This window comes from Phenylobacterium ferrooxidans, assembly GCF_042714595.1.
Classification (GTDB): Bacteria; Pseudomonadota; Alphaproteobacteria; order Caulobacterales; family Caulobacteraceae; genus Phenylobacterium; species Phenylobacterium ferrooxidans.
On sequence record NZ_JAOTJD010000001.1, the window covers coordinates 64,326 to 79,175 of the forward strand.

Here is a 14,850-nt window from a genome sequence, read left to right on the forward strand (position 1 = left end):
CCGGGTGATAGCCGCATCGCGCCCAAAGCAAAAGGGCCGGAGATCGCTCTCCGGCCCTTCGCTCAAGTCCAGCGCGGAGCGCTGACTAGCACTTGTAGTACATCTCGAACTCGACCGGGTGCGGGTGGAGGGCGAGGCGCATGACCTCTTCCATCTTCAGCTCGATATAGGCGTCGATGAACTCGTCGGTCATCACGCCGCCGGCCTTCAGGAAGCCGCGGTCCTTGTCGAGGTTTTCCAGGGCTTCCTTCAGGGAGCCGCAGACTTCCGGGACCTTCTTCTGCTCACGCGGCGGCAGGTCGTAGAGGTTCTTGTCCTGCGGCGCGCCCGGGTCGATCTGGTTCACGATGCCGTCGATGCCGGCCATCAGTAGGGCGGTGAAGGTCAGGTAGGGGTTGCCCATGGGGTCGGGGAAGCGGGCTTCCAGACGCTTGCCCTTGGGGCTGTCCACGTGCGGGATACGGATGGAGGCCGAGCGGTTGCGGGCCGAATAGGCCAGCTTCACCGGGGCTTCGTAGCCGGGGACCAGACGCTTGTAGCTGTTGGTGGTGGAGTTGGAGAAGGCGTTGATGGCCTTGGCGTGCTTGATGATGCCGCCGATGTACCACAGGCACATCTGCGACAGGCCGGCGTACTTGTCGCCGGCGAACAGCGGCTTGCCGTCGCCCCAGATCGACTGGTGCACGTGCATGCCCGAACCGTTGTCACCGAACATCGGCTTGGCCATGAAGGTGGCCGTCTTGCCGTAGGCCGCGGCCACGTTGTGGATGACGTACTTGTAGAGCTGCAGACGGTCGGCCATGACGATCATGGTGTCGAACTTCAGGCCGAGTTCGTGCTGGGCCGGGGCCACCTCGTGGTGGTGCTTTTCCGGCTTCATGCCGAGCTCGCCCATCACCGCCAGCATTTCGCCGCGCAGGTCCTGGGCCGAGTCGATCGGGTTGACGGGGAAGTAGCCGCCCTTCGGACCCGGACGGTGACCCATGTTGCCTTCGGCGTATTCCTTGGCCGAGTTGCCGGGGAGTTCGATGGAGTCATAGGAATAGCCGGTGTTGTTCGGCTGCACCGACCACTTCACGTCGTCGAAGATGAAGAACTCGGCTTCCGGACCGAAGAACACGGTGTCGCCGATGCCCGAGGCCTTCACGAAGTTCAGCGCCGCCTTGGCGATGGAGCGCGGGTCGCGGTCATAGGGGGTGCCGGTGTCGGGGTTCACGACATCGCAGAACAGGCACAGCGTGGTCTGCTGGTAGAAGGGGTCGATATAGGCGCTGTCCAGGTCCGGACGCAGCTTCATGTCGCTTTCGTTGATGGCCTTCCAGCCGGCGATCGACGAGCCGTCGAACATCGTGCCGTCGTTGAGGAAGTCATCGTCGATCAGGTCGATGTCGAAGGTGACGTGTTGCATCTTCCCGCGGATGTCGGTGAAGCGCACGTCGACGTACTTCACGTCCTTCTCTTTGATTTCGTTCAGAATGTCCTTGGCGGTCGCCATAGTCGTATCCCCTTGCAGATGTCTCGATAGGCTAAAGTCTTAGACGGCGGCGGCGCCGGTTTCCCCGGTGCGGATCCGCAGCACGTCGATGATGTCCGAAACGAAAATCTTGCCGTCGCCGATGCGGCCGGTGCGCGCCGCGCCGATGATCGCTTCCAGCACGCGTTCGAGTTGGTCGTCGGCGATGACCACCTCGATCTTGATCTTGGGCAGGAAGTCCACGACGTACTCGGCGCCGCGATAGAGCTCGGTCTGGCCCTTCTGGCGGCCGTAGCCCTTGGCTTCCAGCACGGTCATGCCCTGGACGCCGAGTTCCTGAAGGGCTTCCTTCACCTCGTCGAGCTTGAACGGCTTGATGATCGCTTCGATTTTCTTCATGGCCCGACTTGGTACTCAAACAGCGCCGCCCCAGCGGTTGCCGGCTACGAGCACGCTCCGGCGCGGGGCGACAAGGGGGCGCCCGCCGAGGTTTGCGCGGTGGCGGATGGGAATCCGCGAATGTCTATTTTCTCAGCAGAGGCTGCGCAAGAAATAACCACCGCCGGAATCGCCTTTGTCCGCCGGCTTCCGGCGCCTAGGATCGCGCGCAAGTTCGGGCGGAGGCGTGTGACATGGACGACAGGACCCCAGTTCTCATTGGCGCGGGCCAATTCACCTATCGTGGTGAGGCGGGCGCTTCGCCGTCCCCGACGCAGTTGCTGAAGATTGCGGCGGAACGCGCCGCGGCCGACGCCGGCCTGGGCGCGCAAGCCCTGGCGGCCATCGACGGCCTGGCGGTGGTGGGGTTCACGATCGACGCCCCCGGGGGCGGCCGGCTGGTGCCGCACTCCACCAATCCGCCCGCGACCCTGGCCGGGCGCATCGGGGCCAAGCCCGGCTGGGCGGTCTATTCTCACATGGGGGGCAACAGCCCTCAGCAGCTGATCAATGTGGCCTGCGAGCGGATCGCCCGCGGCGACAACGACCTGACCCTGGTGGTGGGCTGCGAGTTCCTGGGGTCGGCCACCAAGCGCCTGACCAAGGGCCTGGGGTTCGACGACTGGGACGACGCCGAAGAGCTGCCGGCCCCGGAACGCATCGGCGATCCGCGTCCGGGCTCGACGCCGTACGAGAACAGGCACGGCCTGGGCCGGCCCATCAATGTCTACCCGCTGTTCGAGAACGCCCTGCGGGGCCGCGACGGCCGCTCGATCCCCGACCACCAGAAGCAGATGGGAGACCTGTTCGCCCCCTTCACCGAGGTGGCCGCCAAAAACCCCGAAGCCTGGTTCCCGGTGGCGCGCTCCTCGGCGGAGCTGATCACGGTGACCGAGCGCAACCGGATGGTGGGCTTCCCCTACACCAAGTACCTCAACGCCATCATGGAGGTCGACCAGTCGGCTGGCGTCCTCGTGTGCAGCCTGAAGAAGGCGCGCGAACTCGGTGTTTCAGAAGACAAAATTGTCTACCTGCACGGATGCGCCGACGCCTATGACCTGTGGTTTCCCATCGACCGGCAGAACTACCACTCCAGTCCCGCCATGCGCCTGACGGGCCAGCGGGCGCTGTCGATGGCCGGCGTCAGCCTCGACGACATCGGCCACATCGACCTCTATTCCTGCTTCCCGGTCGCCGTGGAGATCGGCGCGGAGGAGCTGGGCCTGAAGCTGGACGACCCGCGCGGCCTGACCGTGACCGGCGGGCTGCCCTATATGGGCGGCCCCGGGAACAACTACGCCATGCACTCCATCGCCGTGATGATGCAGCGGCTGCGGGACAACCCCGGCGACTGGGGCCTGGTGACCGCCAACGGCTGGTTCCTCACCAAGCAGTCCACCGGGGTCTATTCCACAAACCCGCCCACCAAGCGCTTCGAACGCCAGGACCCGAAGGTGATCCAGGATCAGATCGACGCCCTGGCCCATCCGACTGTCATCGAACAGCCGCAAGGCGCCGCCACTATTGAGACGTACACGGTGGTTCACGGCCGGGAGGGCTACATGATGGGCATCGTGGTCGGCCGCGATTCCGAGGGCCGCCGCTTCGTCGCGGTGACCCCCAGCGACGAGGCCACCCTGCGCGACCTCGAATCGCGCGAAGGGGTGGGGCGTACAGGAACGGTCAGTCAGACCGAAGACGGCCAGAAGAACATCTTCATTCCAGACTGAGATTTCCCATGTCGCGACTTTACCTGATCCGCCACGGCAAGCCCGCCGCCGTCTGGGGCGAGGCCGACGACGATCCGGGCCTGGACGACGCCGGCCGGGCCCAGGCGGAGGCCGCCCGCGACCTGCTGCTGGCCCTGCCTGAGGCTGAGCGTCCCACGAAAGTGGTCAGCTCGCCCCTGCGCCGCTGCCGGGAAACCGCCATGCCGACCGCGGAGGCCCTGGGCGTCGAGATCGAGATCGACCCCTTCGTGGGCGAGATCCCCACGCCGAAGGGCCTGACCGCCGAGCAGCGGCCGCCGTGGCTGCGCGAGGTCTTCCAGGGGCTCTGGAAGGACGTGAAGGGCGACCTGGATTACGATGCCTGGCGGCAGGACGTCGCCGGCTCGCTCAATGCGCGGGCAGGCACGGCCGTCTTCAGCCATTATGTGGCGATCAACGCGGTGATGTCACAGCTTGCGGGCGATGAGCGCGTTCTGGTCTTCCGGCCCGACCACGCCTCGATCAGCGTGCTTGAGACCGACGGCGAGACCCTGCGCCTGGTGGAGCAGGGGCGAGAAGCCACCACCGGCGTCCTTTAGAGTTAGAGTCCCAGGAGTGAGCGCCGTGCGGCCGATCCTCACCGTAGCTGAGATGGCGGCCGCCGACGCCGCGGCGATCGCGGCCGGGACCCCCGGCGAGGCGCTGATGGCCCGCGCCGGCCTGGCCGTGGCCGACGCCATCTGCCAGCGCCATGCGCCGCGACCCACCGTCGTCCTGTGCGGCCCGGGCAACAATGGCGGTGACGGATATGTCGTCGCCCGCATCCTGGCCGAGCGCGGCTGGGACGTCTGGGTCGAGCGCCTGGCCCCGCCGGCCAGCGCCGACGCCAAGGCCGCAGCGGCGCAATGGAGCGGCGATACCTGCGAAATCGGCGAGTCGACCCGCGAGGCGGACCTCTACGTCGACGCCCTGTTCGGCGCCGGCCTCAGCAAGCCGCTCGATGGGGAGGCGGCGCGCATGGCCCGACTGTGCGAGCGCATCCCCGATCGCGTCATCGCCATCGACCTGCCCAGCGGCCTAGCCGGGGATACGGGCCAAGTGGTTGGCGACGTCGCCTTCTGCGCGGCCCTGACCGTCACCTTCCACGCTAAGAAGCCGGCCCATGTACTGGAGCCGGGCAGCAGCCGCTGCGGTGACATCGTCGTGGCCGACATCGGGCTGGTGACCGAGGGCGCGATCCTGCTGGAGAACACCCCGGAACTCTGGCTGTCGCGCTTCCCCTGGCCAGACGCCGGCGCGCACAAGCATGCGCGCGGCCGGCTGGTGGTGGTGAGCGGCGAGGCCTGGAACACTGGCGCAGCCCGCCTCGCGGCGCGCGCGGGCCTGCGCATGGGGGCGGGGCTGGTGACCCTGCTGTCGCCCACCGAGGCGCTCTCGGTCAACGCCACCCACCTGGAAGCCGTCATGCTGCGTGGGTTCGACACCGAGGTGGAGCTGGAGCAGCTGGCCGCCGATGTGGACGCCGCCATCATCGGCCCCGCGGCAGGGGTGAACGAGACGACCCTGCTCAATGTCCTGGCGCTCGCGCGCACCGGAGCGGCCCTGGTGATCGACGCCGACGCCATCACCGTGTTTCGCGACGACCCCGAGGAGCTGTTCTCGGTGCTGGACGTCGATGACGTCCTGACCCCCCATCCCGGGGAGTTCGAGCGGCTGTTCCCGGGGTTCCTGAAGGAGGCGCCCGAACGTATCGCCGCGGCCCGCCGCGCGGCCAAGAAGGCCGACGCCATCGTGCTGCTCAAGGGCCCCGACACCGTCATCGCGGCCCCGGACGGTCGCACGGCGGTCAACACCAACGGGTCACCCTGGCTGGCCACCGCCGGCTCCGGCGATGTGCTGGCGGGCTTCATCGGCGCCCTGATCGCTCAGGGCATGGAAAGCTTCGAGGCGGCCTGCGCGGCGGCCTGGATCCACGCCGACGCCGCCGACCTGCACGGCCCGGGCCTGATCTCCGAGGACCTGCCGGGCCTGACGCCTGCCGTCCTGCGCCGTCTTTACGACCTGCGTTAGCCCCCCGTGGTCAAGCTTGTTGGCCCGTGCTACGAGGCCGGCGTTCTCTAGGAAACCCTGCACGTGACCCGCTCCTGCGCAGCCCTCGCTATTCACGCCCAGGCCTTCATGGCCTGCCGCGTAGCTGCGCCCGAGGGGAGTGCGATCTAGGTTCGACTGATCCAAACCCCTCCCGACGCGGCGAGGGGTTTTGCAGGTTTCGAGCGCCCCTCGTCCGTCTTCTGGCTCCTCCGAAGGAAAGCCGATGACGTCCCTGACACCCCACCTGTTGCTGGCGCTGGCCCTGTTCGCCTTCGTCAATTCGATCACCCCTGGCCCCAACAACACCATGCTGATGGCCTCAGGGGCCAATTTCGGCTTCCGGGCGACCCTGCCTCACCTCAGCGGCGTGGCGATCGGCTTTGGGGTGATGGTGCTGGCGGTGGGGCTGGGCCTCGGCGGCCTGTTCTTGGCCTTCCCCTGGCTGCACGACGTGCTGGCCGTGGCCGGCGGCCTCTATATGATCTGGCTGGCGTGGAAGATCGCCACCTCCAAGGGCATGGCGGGCGGCCAGGCCAGCGGCCGGCCCCAGACCTTCTGGCAGGCCGCCGCCTTCCAGTGGGTCAACCCCAAGGCCTGGGCCATGGCCATCGGCGCCATCACGGCCTACGCTCCGGCGGAGAACTACAATCTCAATGTCCTGCTGGTGGCCCTGGTGTTCATGGCGGTCAACGGACCCTGCGTCACCATCTGGACCAGCTTCGGCGTCGGCCTGCGCCGGTTCCTGGACCGTCCGGCGGTGCTCAAGGCCTTCAACGTGACCATGGCGTTGCTCCTGCTGGCGTCCCTGATCCCCCTGACCATGGAGGTTGCAGGCTAGAGTGCGGAGCCGCGCCTCAGGGCGCGATGGGCCGGGCGGTCGTCGCCGTCATCTTGTCGATGGCCTTCGGGCCAGTGGGGGAATCTCGCTGGAAGGTTGGTGCGGCTAGAGGGACTCGAACCCCCACGCCTTGCGGCGTCTGGACCTAAACCAGGTGCGTCTACCAATTCCGCCATAGCCGCCAACACGGCCCGTCTATAGCTGGGCGGACGAAATGGGCAAGCCGACGCGCGCCATGCCGAAGAGCTTGACCTGACCCCCGCCGCCGCAGAGCCTGGTGGCCACACGCGGGGAGAGGGCCTTGTCCACAGGCTACTACGACGACAATGCTGAGCGGTTCTTCGCCGACACCGCCTTCGTTGACCTCTCGGAGGGGCGAAGCCGCTTTGTCGCGGCCCTCCCGCCAGGCGGCCGGATTCTGGACGCCGGCTGCGGCTCGGGCCGGGACGCCCTGGCCTTCCATGAGCTGGGTTTCGAGGTCACCGCCTTCGACGGCTCCACCGCCATGGTGACGCGGGCCTCAGCCTTGACGGGCCTGGCCGTTCTACACCTCAGCTTCGCCGAGGTGGCGTGGCGTGAGGCCTTCGACGGCATCTGGGCGAACGCCTCGCTGTTGCATGTTCCCCGTCGTGATCTGCCGGACATCATGCGCAGGCTCCGGGCAGCCCTGGTTCCAGGCGGTGTCTGGGAGCTGTCCTTCAAGCTCGGCAGCGGGGAACGCCATACGCCCGGGCGGTTGTTCACCGACCTCGATGAACCAGCCGCCCGAGCCCTGATCCACGAGGTCGGGGGCCTGGAAACTCTCGCCATCACCGTAAGCTATGACGTGAGGCCCGGGCGCGAGACCGAGGGCTGGACCAACGTCCTGGTCCGCCGCGTGGGGTGAGGGCGCGCCGCCCTCTTTGGGCTTGGAGTGCGCGCCGTGAAATGACATAAGGTCGCCCGCTCGCCGCCAACCCTGGCGGCGCTTACCTATTCAGCCGAGGCGGACCTGAAAGGCGCATGACACCGCGCTGTGTCCGGAAAATCCAAGAATGTCGATGCAGATCGTTGAGAAGTCTGGTGAAGGCCTGAGCAAGGTCTTTAGCGTCACCGTCCCCATGTCGGACCTGGTCGAGCGCCTGGACGCCAAGATCGCCGAGATCACCCCCACCCTGAACATCAAGGGCTTCCGCCCCGGCAAGGTGCCGCAGGCTCACGTCCGCAAGCTCTATGGCAAGTCCATCATGAGCGAAGTCGTGGAGCAGACCCTCAACGAGACCACCCAGAAGGTGCTCGAAGAGAACAAGCTGCGCCCCGCCGGCGATCCTGACCTGACGCCGAACGGCGACATGGCCCAGGTCATCGATGGCAAGGCCGACCTCGCCTACGACATCGCCATCGAGGTGATGCCCGAGTTCGAGCCCACCGACCTCACCAAGATCTCGCTGAAGCGCCCGGTCTACGAGCCTACCGACGCCGAGGTGGACGAAGCCGTCGACGAACTGGCCAAGCAGAACCGCACCTATGAGACCCGCACCGGCAAGACCGTGAAGGCCAAGGACGGCGACATGGTCGTCATCGACTTCATCGGCCGCGCCGACGGCGTCGCCTTCGAAGGCGGCACGGGCGTGGACACCGAGCTGGTGCTGGGTTCGGGCAGCTTCATTCCCGGTTTCGAAGATCAGCTGGTCGGCGCCAAGCCGGACGACAAGGTCATGGTCAAGGTGACCTTCCCGGCCGAGTATCAGGCCCCGAACCTCGCCGGCAAGGACGCCGAATTCGAGACCACGGTGAAGGAAGTGAAGGCTCCGGTGGAGTCCAAGGCCGATGACGGCCTGGCCGAGCGCCTGGGCGTCGAGAGCCTGGAAAAGCTCCGGGAGCTGCTGAAGACCAACCTGGAAAGCCAATACTCGGGCGCTTCACGCTTCAAGCTGAAGCGCGCCCTGCTGGACGTGCTGGACGAGAAGCACGAGTTCCCCCTGCCGCCCAAGATGGTGGAGGCCGAGTTCGCCCAGATCTGGGGTCAGGTTCAGTCCGACAAGGAACGCGGCACGCTGCCGCCGGAAGACCTGGAAAAGACCGAAGACATCCTGCAGACCGAATACCGCAAGATCGCCGAGCGCCGCGTGCGCCTGGGTCTGGTCCTGGCCGAGATCGGCCGGGTCAACAACGTCCAGATCACCGATCAGGAACTGGCTGAGGCCATGCGCGCCGAAGCCATGCGCTACGGCCCGCAAGCCCAGCAGATCTTCGACTTCTTCCGCCAGAATCCCGCCGCCCAGGCCCAGCTCCGGGCCCCGATCTTCGAGGACAAGGTCGTCGACCTGATCATCGAACAGGCCAAGGTGAAGGATGAGAAGGTGTCCAAGGACGACCTGCTCAAGGAAGACGACATGCCGGCCGGCTACGGTGCCTAGAGGCGCCCGACAGACGAGATCAAGGGCGCCCACCGGGCGCCCTTTTTCGTTGCGGAACCATTTTCGCATCCTTCGCGTTTCGGGTGATTGCGGAGCTTTCTGACGTGGTCAGGAGGCTTGTCGGCCCGGGGCGCTGCCCGTGAGCCGCTTGGTTGAGAGTTGGGCGGGGGCTCCGAATGGCATTCTTTCTTCGGATCGCAGGCCGAGCCCTGGCGCCGTGCGCCACCGCAGTCTTGCTGGCCGCACAGCCCGCCTGGGCCGACGCCGACGCAGCGGGCTCCCTTGCCGACCTCTCCCGCCTGTCGCTGGAAGAGCTCGCCAATCTGGAGATTACTTCGGTCTCCAAACGCCCCGAGGCCCTGAGCGGCGCTCCGGCCGCCGTCTATGTGATCAGCAATGACGAAATCCGGCTCTCGGGCGCCGACAGTCTGCCCGAGGCCCTCCGCCTCGCACCCAATCTGCAGGTCGCGCGGATGAACGCCTCTGGCTACGGAATTTCGGCGCGCGGGTTCAATCACTCCACGGGCACCTCGAACAAGCTGCAGGTGCTGATCGACGGCCGCAGCATCTACACCCCGCTCTACTCCGGCGTATTCTGGGACGCCCAGGGGGTGATGCTTGACGATGTCGAGCGTATCGAGGTGATCAGCGGGCCGGGGGGAGCGCTTTGGGGCGCCAACGCCGTCAACGGCGTCATCAATGTCATCACCCGCAAGGCCGCCGACACCCAGGGCGGCCTTGCGCACCTGACGACGGGCTCCGACGATATCGCCGCCAACCTCCGCTACGGCGGGCGCTTCGGTGAGACCGGCGCCTTCCGCATCTACGGCATGGCTGCCAACTACGGCGAGAGCCGGACCACGTCCGGCGCCGGTGGCCGCGATTCCTGGGACCGGGCCCAGGCCGGATTCAAGATCGATTGGGGCGGGGAGGGCGACGCCTTCACCCTGCAGGGTGACCTCTATGATGGGTCCAGCGAACCCGTACCCGGTGCGCGGGCCGAGGGGGTCATCGGTGGCGGAAACCTGCTTGGCAGCTGGACTCACCGGCCGCAGGACGGCGGGGTTGTGGAGGCCACCGCCCACTATGCCCGTGACCACCGCACGATCACCTCCGGAATCAAGGACAGCCTGGAGGTCTACAATCTGGATCTGCAGTACGTCCTAGCCGCCCGGGGCCGCCATACCATGGTGGTGGGGGGCGGCTATCGGCAGAACCAGGACAATTTCCGCGGGGCGTTCCGCACCTCGTTCCTCGCCCCCGCCAGCCGCACCTCCCGGCTGGGCAACATCTTCGTCCAGGACGAGATCGCCCTGCGCGATGACTTGATCCTGACCCTTGGCCTGAAGCTGGAACACAACAGCTATACGGGCCTGGAATACCTGCCCAACGCCCGGCTGGCCTGGCGGCCGACCGATCACGCCCTGATCTGGGGCGCTGTTTCCCGGGGCGTGCGCACCCCCTCACGGTTCGACCGCGACCTGATCAATCCCGGCCTGATCGCCGGCGGCCCCGCCTTCGTGTCGGAGGAACTGATCGCCTACGAGGCTGGCTACCGAGGCCAACCCTCACCCAACCTCTCGGTGTCGGTGTCGGCCTACTACAATGTCTACGACGATCTGCGGACCGTGGAGTCGTTCACCCCGGCGGTGTTCCCGCTGGAGATCAGGAACGGAATGCGCGGCGAGACCTATGGCGTCGAGGCCTGGGCTTCCTGGCAGGTGCGCGCAGGCTGGCGGCTGACCGCCGGCGCCAACGCCCTGCGCAAGGACCTGTCGCTTGATCTTGGCGGTCGCGACATCTTCGGCGTCAATTTCGCCGGGAACGACCCGAGCTATCAGCTCTCCCTGCGGTCGCATATGAGCCTGACCCCAACCCTCGATCTCGATATCGATCTGCGCAGCATCGACGACCTGACGAGCCCGGCGGTCGCCGCCTACACCGAGCTGGGCGCCAGGCTGGCCTGGCGGGTCACCGACCAGGTGGAGCTGGCGGTGATCGGGGACAATCTGCTCAACGACCAGCACCTGGAGTTCGTCAACGGCTCGGTGCCGCGGCGGGAGATTCCGCGCAGCGTGCGCGCCAGCCTGCGCTGGGGTTTCTGACATGAAGGCCGCGGCTCGGCTGCTGATCGCGGCCGTGCTCTGTCTTGCGCCGATCGCCACCGCCCGCGCCGCCGACAGTCTCGAGGCGCCGGTCAAGGCGACCTATCTCTACAAGTTCGTGCCCTTCGTGGAGTGGCCCGCGGCGGCCTTCACCTCCCCCACGCAGTCGGTGGTGCTCTGCGTTCTCGTGGGGGATCCTTTCGGCGCGGTGCTGGACCAGGCCGTGCGCGGCCAGAAGGTTGGCGCGCGGCCCATCAGTGTCCGCCGCTTGGCCCGGACGGAAAAGGCCACCGGCTGTCACGTGCTCTATCTGTCGGCCCCGCGCGCGCCGGCGGCGGTTGACGCCCTGCAGAGCGCTCACGGCGCGCCAGTGCTCACCGTCACCGACCAGGCGAACGGCGCGGGCGGTATCGTCAACTTTGTTCTGCGCGAGAACCGAGTCCGGTTCACCATTGATCCCCGCGCCGCGGCCCACAACGGTCTGACCATCAGCTCCAAGCTGCTCAGCCTGGCGCTTAACGCTCGGGGCGGGGGCTAGGCATGGCTCTCCTGGACAAGCTGCCGATCCGCTGGAGCCTGATTCCCGCCATCGCGGCCATCGGCGCCATCCTCCTGGTGCTCAGCGGCCTGGGCATCGCGATCTATGACGAACAGAACTACCGCGCCCAGAAGATCCGGGAGGCCACGGCTCAGGGCGAAATCCTGGCGGCCACGGTCACCGCGGCCCTGGCCTTCGACGACCGTCCGGCGGCGCAGGAATATGTCGAGGCGCTGCGGGTCAATCCTCAGGTGGTCTCGGCCGGCGTCTACAACGACGCGGGCGTCCTGGTGGCCGGGTACGCCCGCGATTCCGGCGGCCAGGCCGACGCCAGCGTGAAGCTCCAGCCTCCCGCCTTCGTCGGTCGGCACCTGGTTGTCGTGACGCCGGTGTCAGAGGCCGGCCAGCACCTCGGCCTGGTGGCGCTGCGCATCGACACCGATCCGATCACCCGGCGGCTCTCGCGTTATGTCGGCCTGGGCCTGCTGCTGTTCATGGCCCTGCTCGTCGTCGGTGTCCTCGCCGCCGCCCACGCCGTGCTGACCCGCACCAACAGCGACCTGGCCGACGCCAACCGCAACCTGCAGGAAGAGATGCACGAGCGCGAGCGCGCCGAGACCGCCCTGCGCCAGAGCCAACGCATGGAGGCCATGGGGCAGCTCACCGGCGGCGTCGCCCACGACTTCAACAACATCCTCATGATCGCCTGCAGCGGCCTTGATCTGATGGAGCGCACCGACAAGCCGGAGCGCCGCAAGATGCTGATTGACGGCATGCGCCAGGCGGTGGACCGGGGCGCCAGCCTGACCCGCCAACTCCTGGCCTTCTCGCGCCGGACCTCGCTGCGACCCGAGGTTATCGACCTCAACGCCCAGCTTGAGGGGATGCGCCTGCTGCTGGACCGCTCCCTGGGGGAGGATATCTCCGTGGTGGTGGACCTGCCCGCCGATCTCTGGCGGGTGCAGGTCGATCCCTCCGAATTCGAGCTGGCCATCCTGAACCTGGCCGTGAACGCTCGAGACGCCATGCCGGGCGGAGGCACGATCACTATCAGCGGGCACAATCGCTCGGCGGGGGCCGATGAAGCGGTCCCGGTCGATCATGTCGTCCTGGGCATCACCGACACAGGGGCCGGCATGGCGCCGGAGACTCTTTCGCGCGTATTCGAACCCTTCTTCACCACCAAGGCGGTAGGCAAGGGGACGGGGCTGGGCCTCAGCCAGGTCTACGGTTTCAGCCGCGCGTCGGGCGGCGACGTGCGGATCGAGAGCACGGTCGGGCTCGGCTCGACGATCTTCCTGCTGCTGCCGCGGACGGAGGACCCATTGCCGGTCTCCGCGCCCGACCTGTCGCCGGTCTCCCGCGCGCCGGGCGGACAGGGCGATCTGCTGCTGGTGGAGGACGACGACGGGGTCGCCAATCTGGTCTGCGGCATGCTCGTGGAGCTCGGGTACAACGTCTCCCGCGTCGACTGCGCGGCGGCCGCCATCACGGCGCTGGAGGCCAATCCGGGCTTCGACATCGTATTCTCCGACCTCGTGATGCCCGGGGAAATGGACGGCATAGCGCTCGCCCGGGTGATCGGCCGGCGCTGGCCCAGTCTCCCGGTGTTGCTGACGACGGGCTTCAGCCCCGGCGTCGCCGCGGCGGCCGAGGAAGGGCTGACCCTGCTCACCAAGCCCTATGGGATCGGCGCCCTGGCCGCCGCCTTGGACTCCGCGAGACCCGGCTGAGGGCCCCCGAAAGCAATTTCGCCAACTCTTAAGAGCTATCGGGGCTATTGGTCACCTTGCGCCGGCCCCACCGGCACGCGATATCCACCGGGTACACGGCTCGCGTTCGAGAGTCGTTCACATCGAGAAGGGCTGCCTCCCAATGTTTGATCCGCCGACGACCGCCCTGAACCTTGTCCCGATGGTGGTCGAGCAGACCAGCCGCGGCGAGCGTGCTTTCGATATCTTCTCCCGCCTCCTGAAGGAGCGGGTCATCTTCCTGAACGGTCCCGTCGAGGACGGGATGTCGGCGCTGATCTGCGCCCAGCTGCTGTATCTTGAGGCCGAAAACCCCAAGAAAGAGATCCAGATGTACATCAACTCGCCCGGCGGCGTGGTGACGTCGGGTCTCGCGATCTACGACACCATGCAATACATCAAGAGCCCGGTGGTCACCCTCTGCATGGGCATGGCGGCCTCGATGGGCTCGTTCCTGCTGATGGCTGGTGAGGCCGGTCAGCGGATCTCGCTGCCCAACGCCCGCATCATGGTTCACCAGCCCTCGGGCGGTTATTCCGGCAAGGCCTCGGACATCGAGCGTCACGCCGAGGACATCATCAAAACCAAGCGCCGCTTGAACGAGATCTACGCCAAGCACACCGGACGCTCCTATGAAGAGGTCGAGGAAAAGCTCGACCGCGACACGTTCATGACCGCCGAAGAAGCCAAGGAGTGGGGTCTGATCGACCTCGTCCAGGCCAACCGCTCCGAGGACTAGCCGCCTTGGGTGCGCACACCCTGGTGGTGGGCGGGACCGGGATGCTTTCGGGACTATGCGAGGCGCTCGCCGGCGACGGCGGGCGCCTTTCGCTTTTGTCGCGACGGGCGTCTGGCCCGGACGGATTCGCCTGCGACTACCATGACCGGGTTTCGTTCGCCGCCGCGCTCGGAGCGGCGATCGCCCGCTCCGGCCCGATCGACCTGGCGGTGGCCTGGTTCCACACCCTGAAGATCGAGGCCCCGCGCCTGCTGGCCGAGCAGGTCCAGGGGCGTCTGTTCCAGGTTCTGGGCAGCGCCGCGGCCGACCCCGCCCATCCCTGGCGACTCGAGACGGCGCGGAAGGTCGTCGAAGACCTGCCGGGCTGCGAACTCCGGCAGGTGGTGCTGGGCTTCATGCTCGAGCCGGACGGCTCCCGCTGGCTTACCAATGATGAGATTTCAGGCGGCGTGCTCGAAGCGGTGCGCGCCGACCGCTCCCTGACCATCATCGGCCAGACGCAGCCCTGGTCGGCTAAGCCGTGAGCCGTGCCTCCGCCGCCACTATCAGGTCGTCGCCGCCCTGCGTCACGTCGAAGCGGTCGAAATCCTTATCGTCGGCGGCGCGAACGTCGCCGAACAGGCCCTTGGGGTCCTCGTGGAAATGCAAAAAGGCGCGGGACTTCCGGTAGAAGACGCCACGCTTCTTCTCCGTCAGGCCGGGCAGGGCGCGGACGCGGGCCAGCAGGGGCTCGAGCTGATCCAGCGCGATCTCACCGGCATGTTTCAC

14 protein-coding genes and 1 tRNA gene are annotated in these 14,850 nt (G+C 67.1%); 11 read left to right on the plus strand and 4 right to left on the minus strand.

Going from position 1 to position 14,850, the window contains the following annotated elements; all coding sequences use genetic code 11:
- Positions 1 to 85 precede the first annotated feature (85 nt).
- Together glnA and OCL97_RS00320 are read right to left on the minus strand one after the other, a co-directional pair.
- Positions 86 to 1,495 (minus strand): type I glutamate--ammonia ligase, encoded by a 1,410-nt coding sequence (gene glnA / locus OCL97_RS00315; RefSeq protein WP_293493138.1) that lies wholly within the window; start codon positions 1,493 to 1,495, stop codon positions 86 to 88.
- 39 nt (positions 1,496 to 1,534) lie between these two features.
- Positions 1,535 to 1,873: a P-II family nitrogen regulator gene (locus tag OCL97_RS00320; RefSeq protein ID WP_304780044.1), complete on the minus strand. Its 339-nt coding sequence runs from the start codon at positions 1,871 to 1,873 to the stop codon at positions 1,535 to 1,537.
- Positions 1,874 to 2,106: 233 nt separating this feature from the next.
- Between OCL97_RS00320 and OCL97_RS00325 the strand changes: the two genes are divergently transcribed.
- The 4 genes from OCL97_RS00325 (at position 2,107) to OCL97_RS00340 (ending at position 6,550) form a co-directional block, all read left to right on the plus strand.
- Positions 2,107 to 3,642, plus strand: coding sequence for an acetyl-CoA acetyltransferase (locus tag OCL97_RS00325; protein WP_377366608.1), 1,536 nt, complete (start codon positions 2,107 to 2,109; stop codon positions 3,640 to 3,642).
- Between the two features lie 8 nt (positions 3,643 to 3,650).
- Positions 3,651 to 4,220 carry a histidine phosphatase family protein gene (locus OCL97_RS00330; protein ID WP_377366610.1) on the plus strand — a complete coding sequence of 190 codons (570 nt, stop codon included), beginning with the start codon at positions 3,651 to 3,653 and terminating at the stop codon, positions 4,218 to 4,220.
- A gap of 52 nt (positions 4,221 to 4,272) precedes the next feature.
- A complete protein-coding gene (locus OCL97_RS00335; RefSeq protein WP_377366926.1) occupies positions 4,273 to 5,691 on the plus strand; it encodes an NAD(P)H-hydrate dehydratase in 1,419 nt (472 codons plus the stop codon).
- A gap of 244 nt (positions 5,692 to 5,935) precedes the next feature.
- Positions 5,936 to 6,550 (plus strand): LysE family translocator, encoded by a 615-nt coding sequence (locus OCL97_RS00340; RefSeq protein ID WP_377366612.1) that lies wholly within the window; start codon positions 5,936 to 5,938, stop codon positions 6,548 to 6,550.
- A 97-nt stretch (positions 6,551 to 6,647) separates the two neighbouring features.
- Here the strand turns inward: OCL97_RS00340 and OCL97_RS00345 are convergent.
- Positions 6,648 to 6,732, minus strand: a tRNA-Leu gene (locus OCL97_RS00345).
- A gap of 119 nt (positions 6,733 to 6,851) precedes the next feature.
- On the opposite strand from OCL97_RS00345, the gene OCL97_RS00350 reads away from it, so the two are divergent.
- The 7 genes from OCL97_RS00350 (at position 6,852) to OCL97_RS00380 (ending at position 14,606) form a co-directional block, all read left to right on the plus strand.
- Positions 6,852 to 7,436: a class I SAM-dependent methyltransferase gene (locus OCL97_RS00350; protein ID WP_377366614.1), complete on the plus strand. Its 585-nt coding sequence runs from the start codon at positions 6,852 to 6,854 to the stop codon at positions 7,434 to 7,436.
- Positions 7,437 to 7,590: 154 nt separating this feature from the next.
- Entirely contained in the window at positions 7,591 to 8,949 is a 1,359-nt protein-coding gene (tig, locus tag OCL97_RS00355; protein WP_377366928.1) for a trigger factor, read from the plus strand.
- Between the two features lie 176 nt (positions 8,950 to 9,125).
- A complete protein-coding gene (locus OCL97_RS00360; protein WP_377366616.1) occupies positions 9,126 to 11,054 on the plus strand; it encodes a TonB-dependent receptor plug domain-containing protein in 1,929 nt (642 codons plus the stop codon).
- Position 11,055: 1 nt separating this feature from the next.
- Positions 11,056 to 11,592 carry a YfiR family protein gene (locus OCL97_RS00365; RefSeq protein WP_377366618.1) on the plus strand — a complete coding sequence of 179 codons (537 nt, stop codon included), beginning with the start codon at positions 11,056 to 11,058 and terminating at the stop codon, positions 11,590 to 11,592.
- Between the two features lie 2 nt (positions 11,593 to 11,594).
- Complete coding sequence (locus OCL97_RS00370; RefSeq protein ID WP_377366620.1) at positions 11,595 to 13,325, plus strand: ATP-binding protein; 1,731 nt, start codon at positions 11,595 to 11,597, stop codon at positions 13,323 to 13,325.
- 142 nt (positions 13,326 to 13,467) lie between these two features.
- Positions 13,468 to 14,082 (plus strand): ATP-dependent Clp protease proteolytic subunit, encoded by a 615-nt coding sequence (locus OCL97_RS00375; RefSeq protein ID WP_377366622.1) that lies wholly within the window; start codon positions 13,468 to 13,470, stop codon positions 14,080 to 14,082.
- A 5-nt stretch (positions 14,083 to 14,087) separates the two neighbouring features.
- Positions 14,088 to 14,606 (plus strand): Rossmann-fold NAD(P)-binding domain-containing protein, encoded by a 519-nt coding sequence (locus OCL97_RS00380; RefSeq protein WP_377366624.1) that lies wholly within the window; start codon positions 14,088 to 14,090, stop codon positions 14,604 to 14,606.
- Here OCL97_RS00380 and OCL97_RS00385 read toward each other — a convergent pair.
- The gene (locus OCL97_RS00385) at positions 14,596 to 14,850 is read right to left on the minus strand and encodes a hypothetical protein (RefSeq protein WP_377366626.1); all 255 of its coding nucleotides are present in this window, start codon (positions 14,848 to 14,850) and stop codon (positions 14,596 to 14,598) included. The genes OCL97_RS00380 and OCL97_RS00385 overlap by 11 nt on opposite strands.

What these genes read in the sequence shown, in the direction of transcription:
- glnA (WP_293493138.1), bottom strand. Translation starts at nt 1,495, where the DNA reads ATGGCGACCGCCAAGGACATTCTGAACGAAATCAAAGAGAAGGACGTG.
- OCL97_RS00320 (WP_304780044.1), bottom strand. Translation starts at nt 1,873, where the DNA reads ATGAAGAAAATCGAAGCGATCATCAAGCCGTTCAAGCTCGACGAGGTG.
- OCL97_RS00325 (WP_377366608.1), top strand. Translation starts at nt 2,107, where the DNA reads ATGGACGACAGGACCCCAGTTCTCATTGGCGCGGGCCAATTCACCTAT.
- OCL97_RS00330 (WP_377366610.1), top strand. Translation starts at nt 3,651, where the DNA reads ATGTCGCGACTTTACCTGATCCGCCACGGCAAGCCCGCCGCCGTCTGG.
- OCL97_RS00335 (WP_377366926.1), top strand. Translation starts at nt 4,273, where the DNA reads ATGGCGGCCGCCGACGCCGCGGCGATCGCGGCCGGGACCCCCGGCGAG.
- OCL97_RS00340 (WP_377366612.1), top strand. Translation starts at nt 5,936, where the DNA reads ATGACGTCCCTGACACCCCACCTGTTGCTGGCGCTGGCCCTGTTCGCC.
- tig (WP_377366928.1), top strand. Translation starts at nt 7,591, where the DNA reads ATGCAGATCGTTGAGAAGTCTGGTGAAGGCCTGAGCAAGGTCTTTAGC.
- OCL97_RS00360 (WP_377366616.1), top strand. Translation starts at nt 9,126, where the DNA reads ATGGCATTCTTTCTTCGGATCGCAGGCCGAGCCCTGGCGCCGTGCGCC.
- OCL97_RS00365 (WP_377366618.1), top strand. Translation starts at nt 11,056, where the DNA reads ATGAAGGCCGCGGCTCGGCTGCTGATCGCGGCCGTGCTCTGTCTTGCG.
- OCL97_RS00370 (WP_377366620.1), top strand. Translation starts at nt 11,595, where the DNA reads ATGGCTCTCCTGGACAAGCTGCCGATCCGCTGGAGCCTGATTCCCGCC.
- OCL97_RS00375 (WP_377366622.1), top strand. Translation starts at nt 13,468, where the DNA reads ATGTTTGATCCGCCGACGACCGCCCTGAACCTTGTCCCGATGGTGGTC.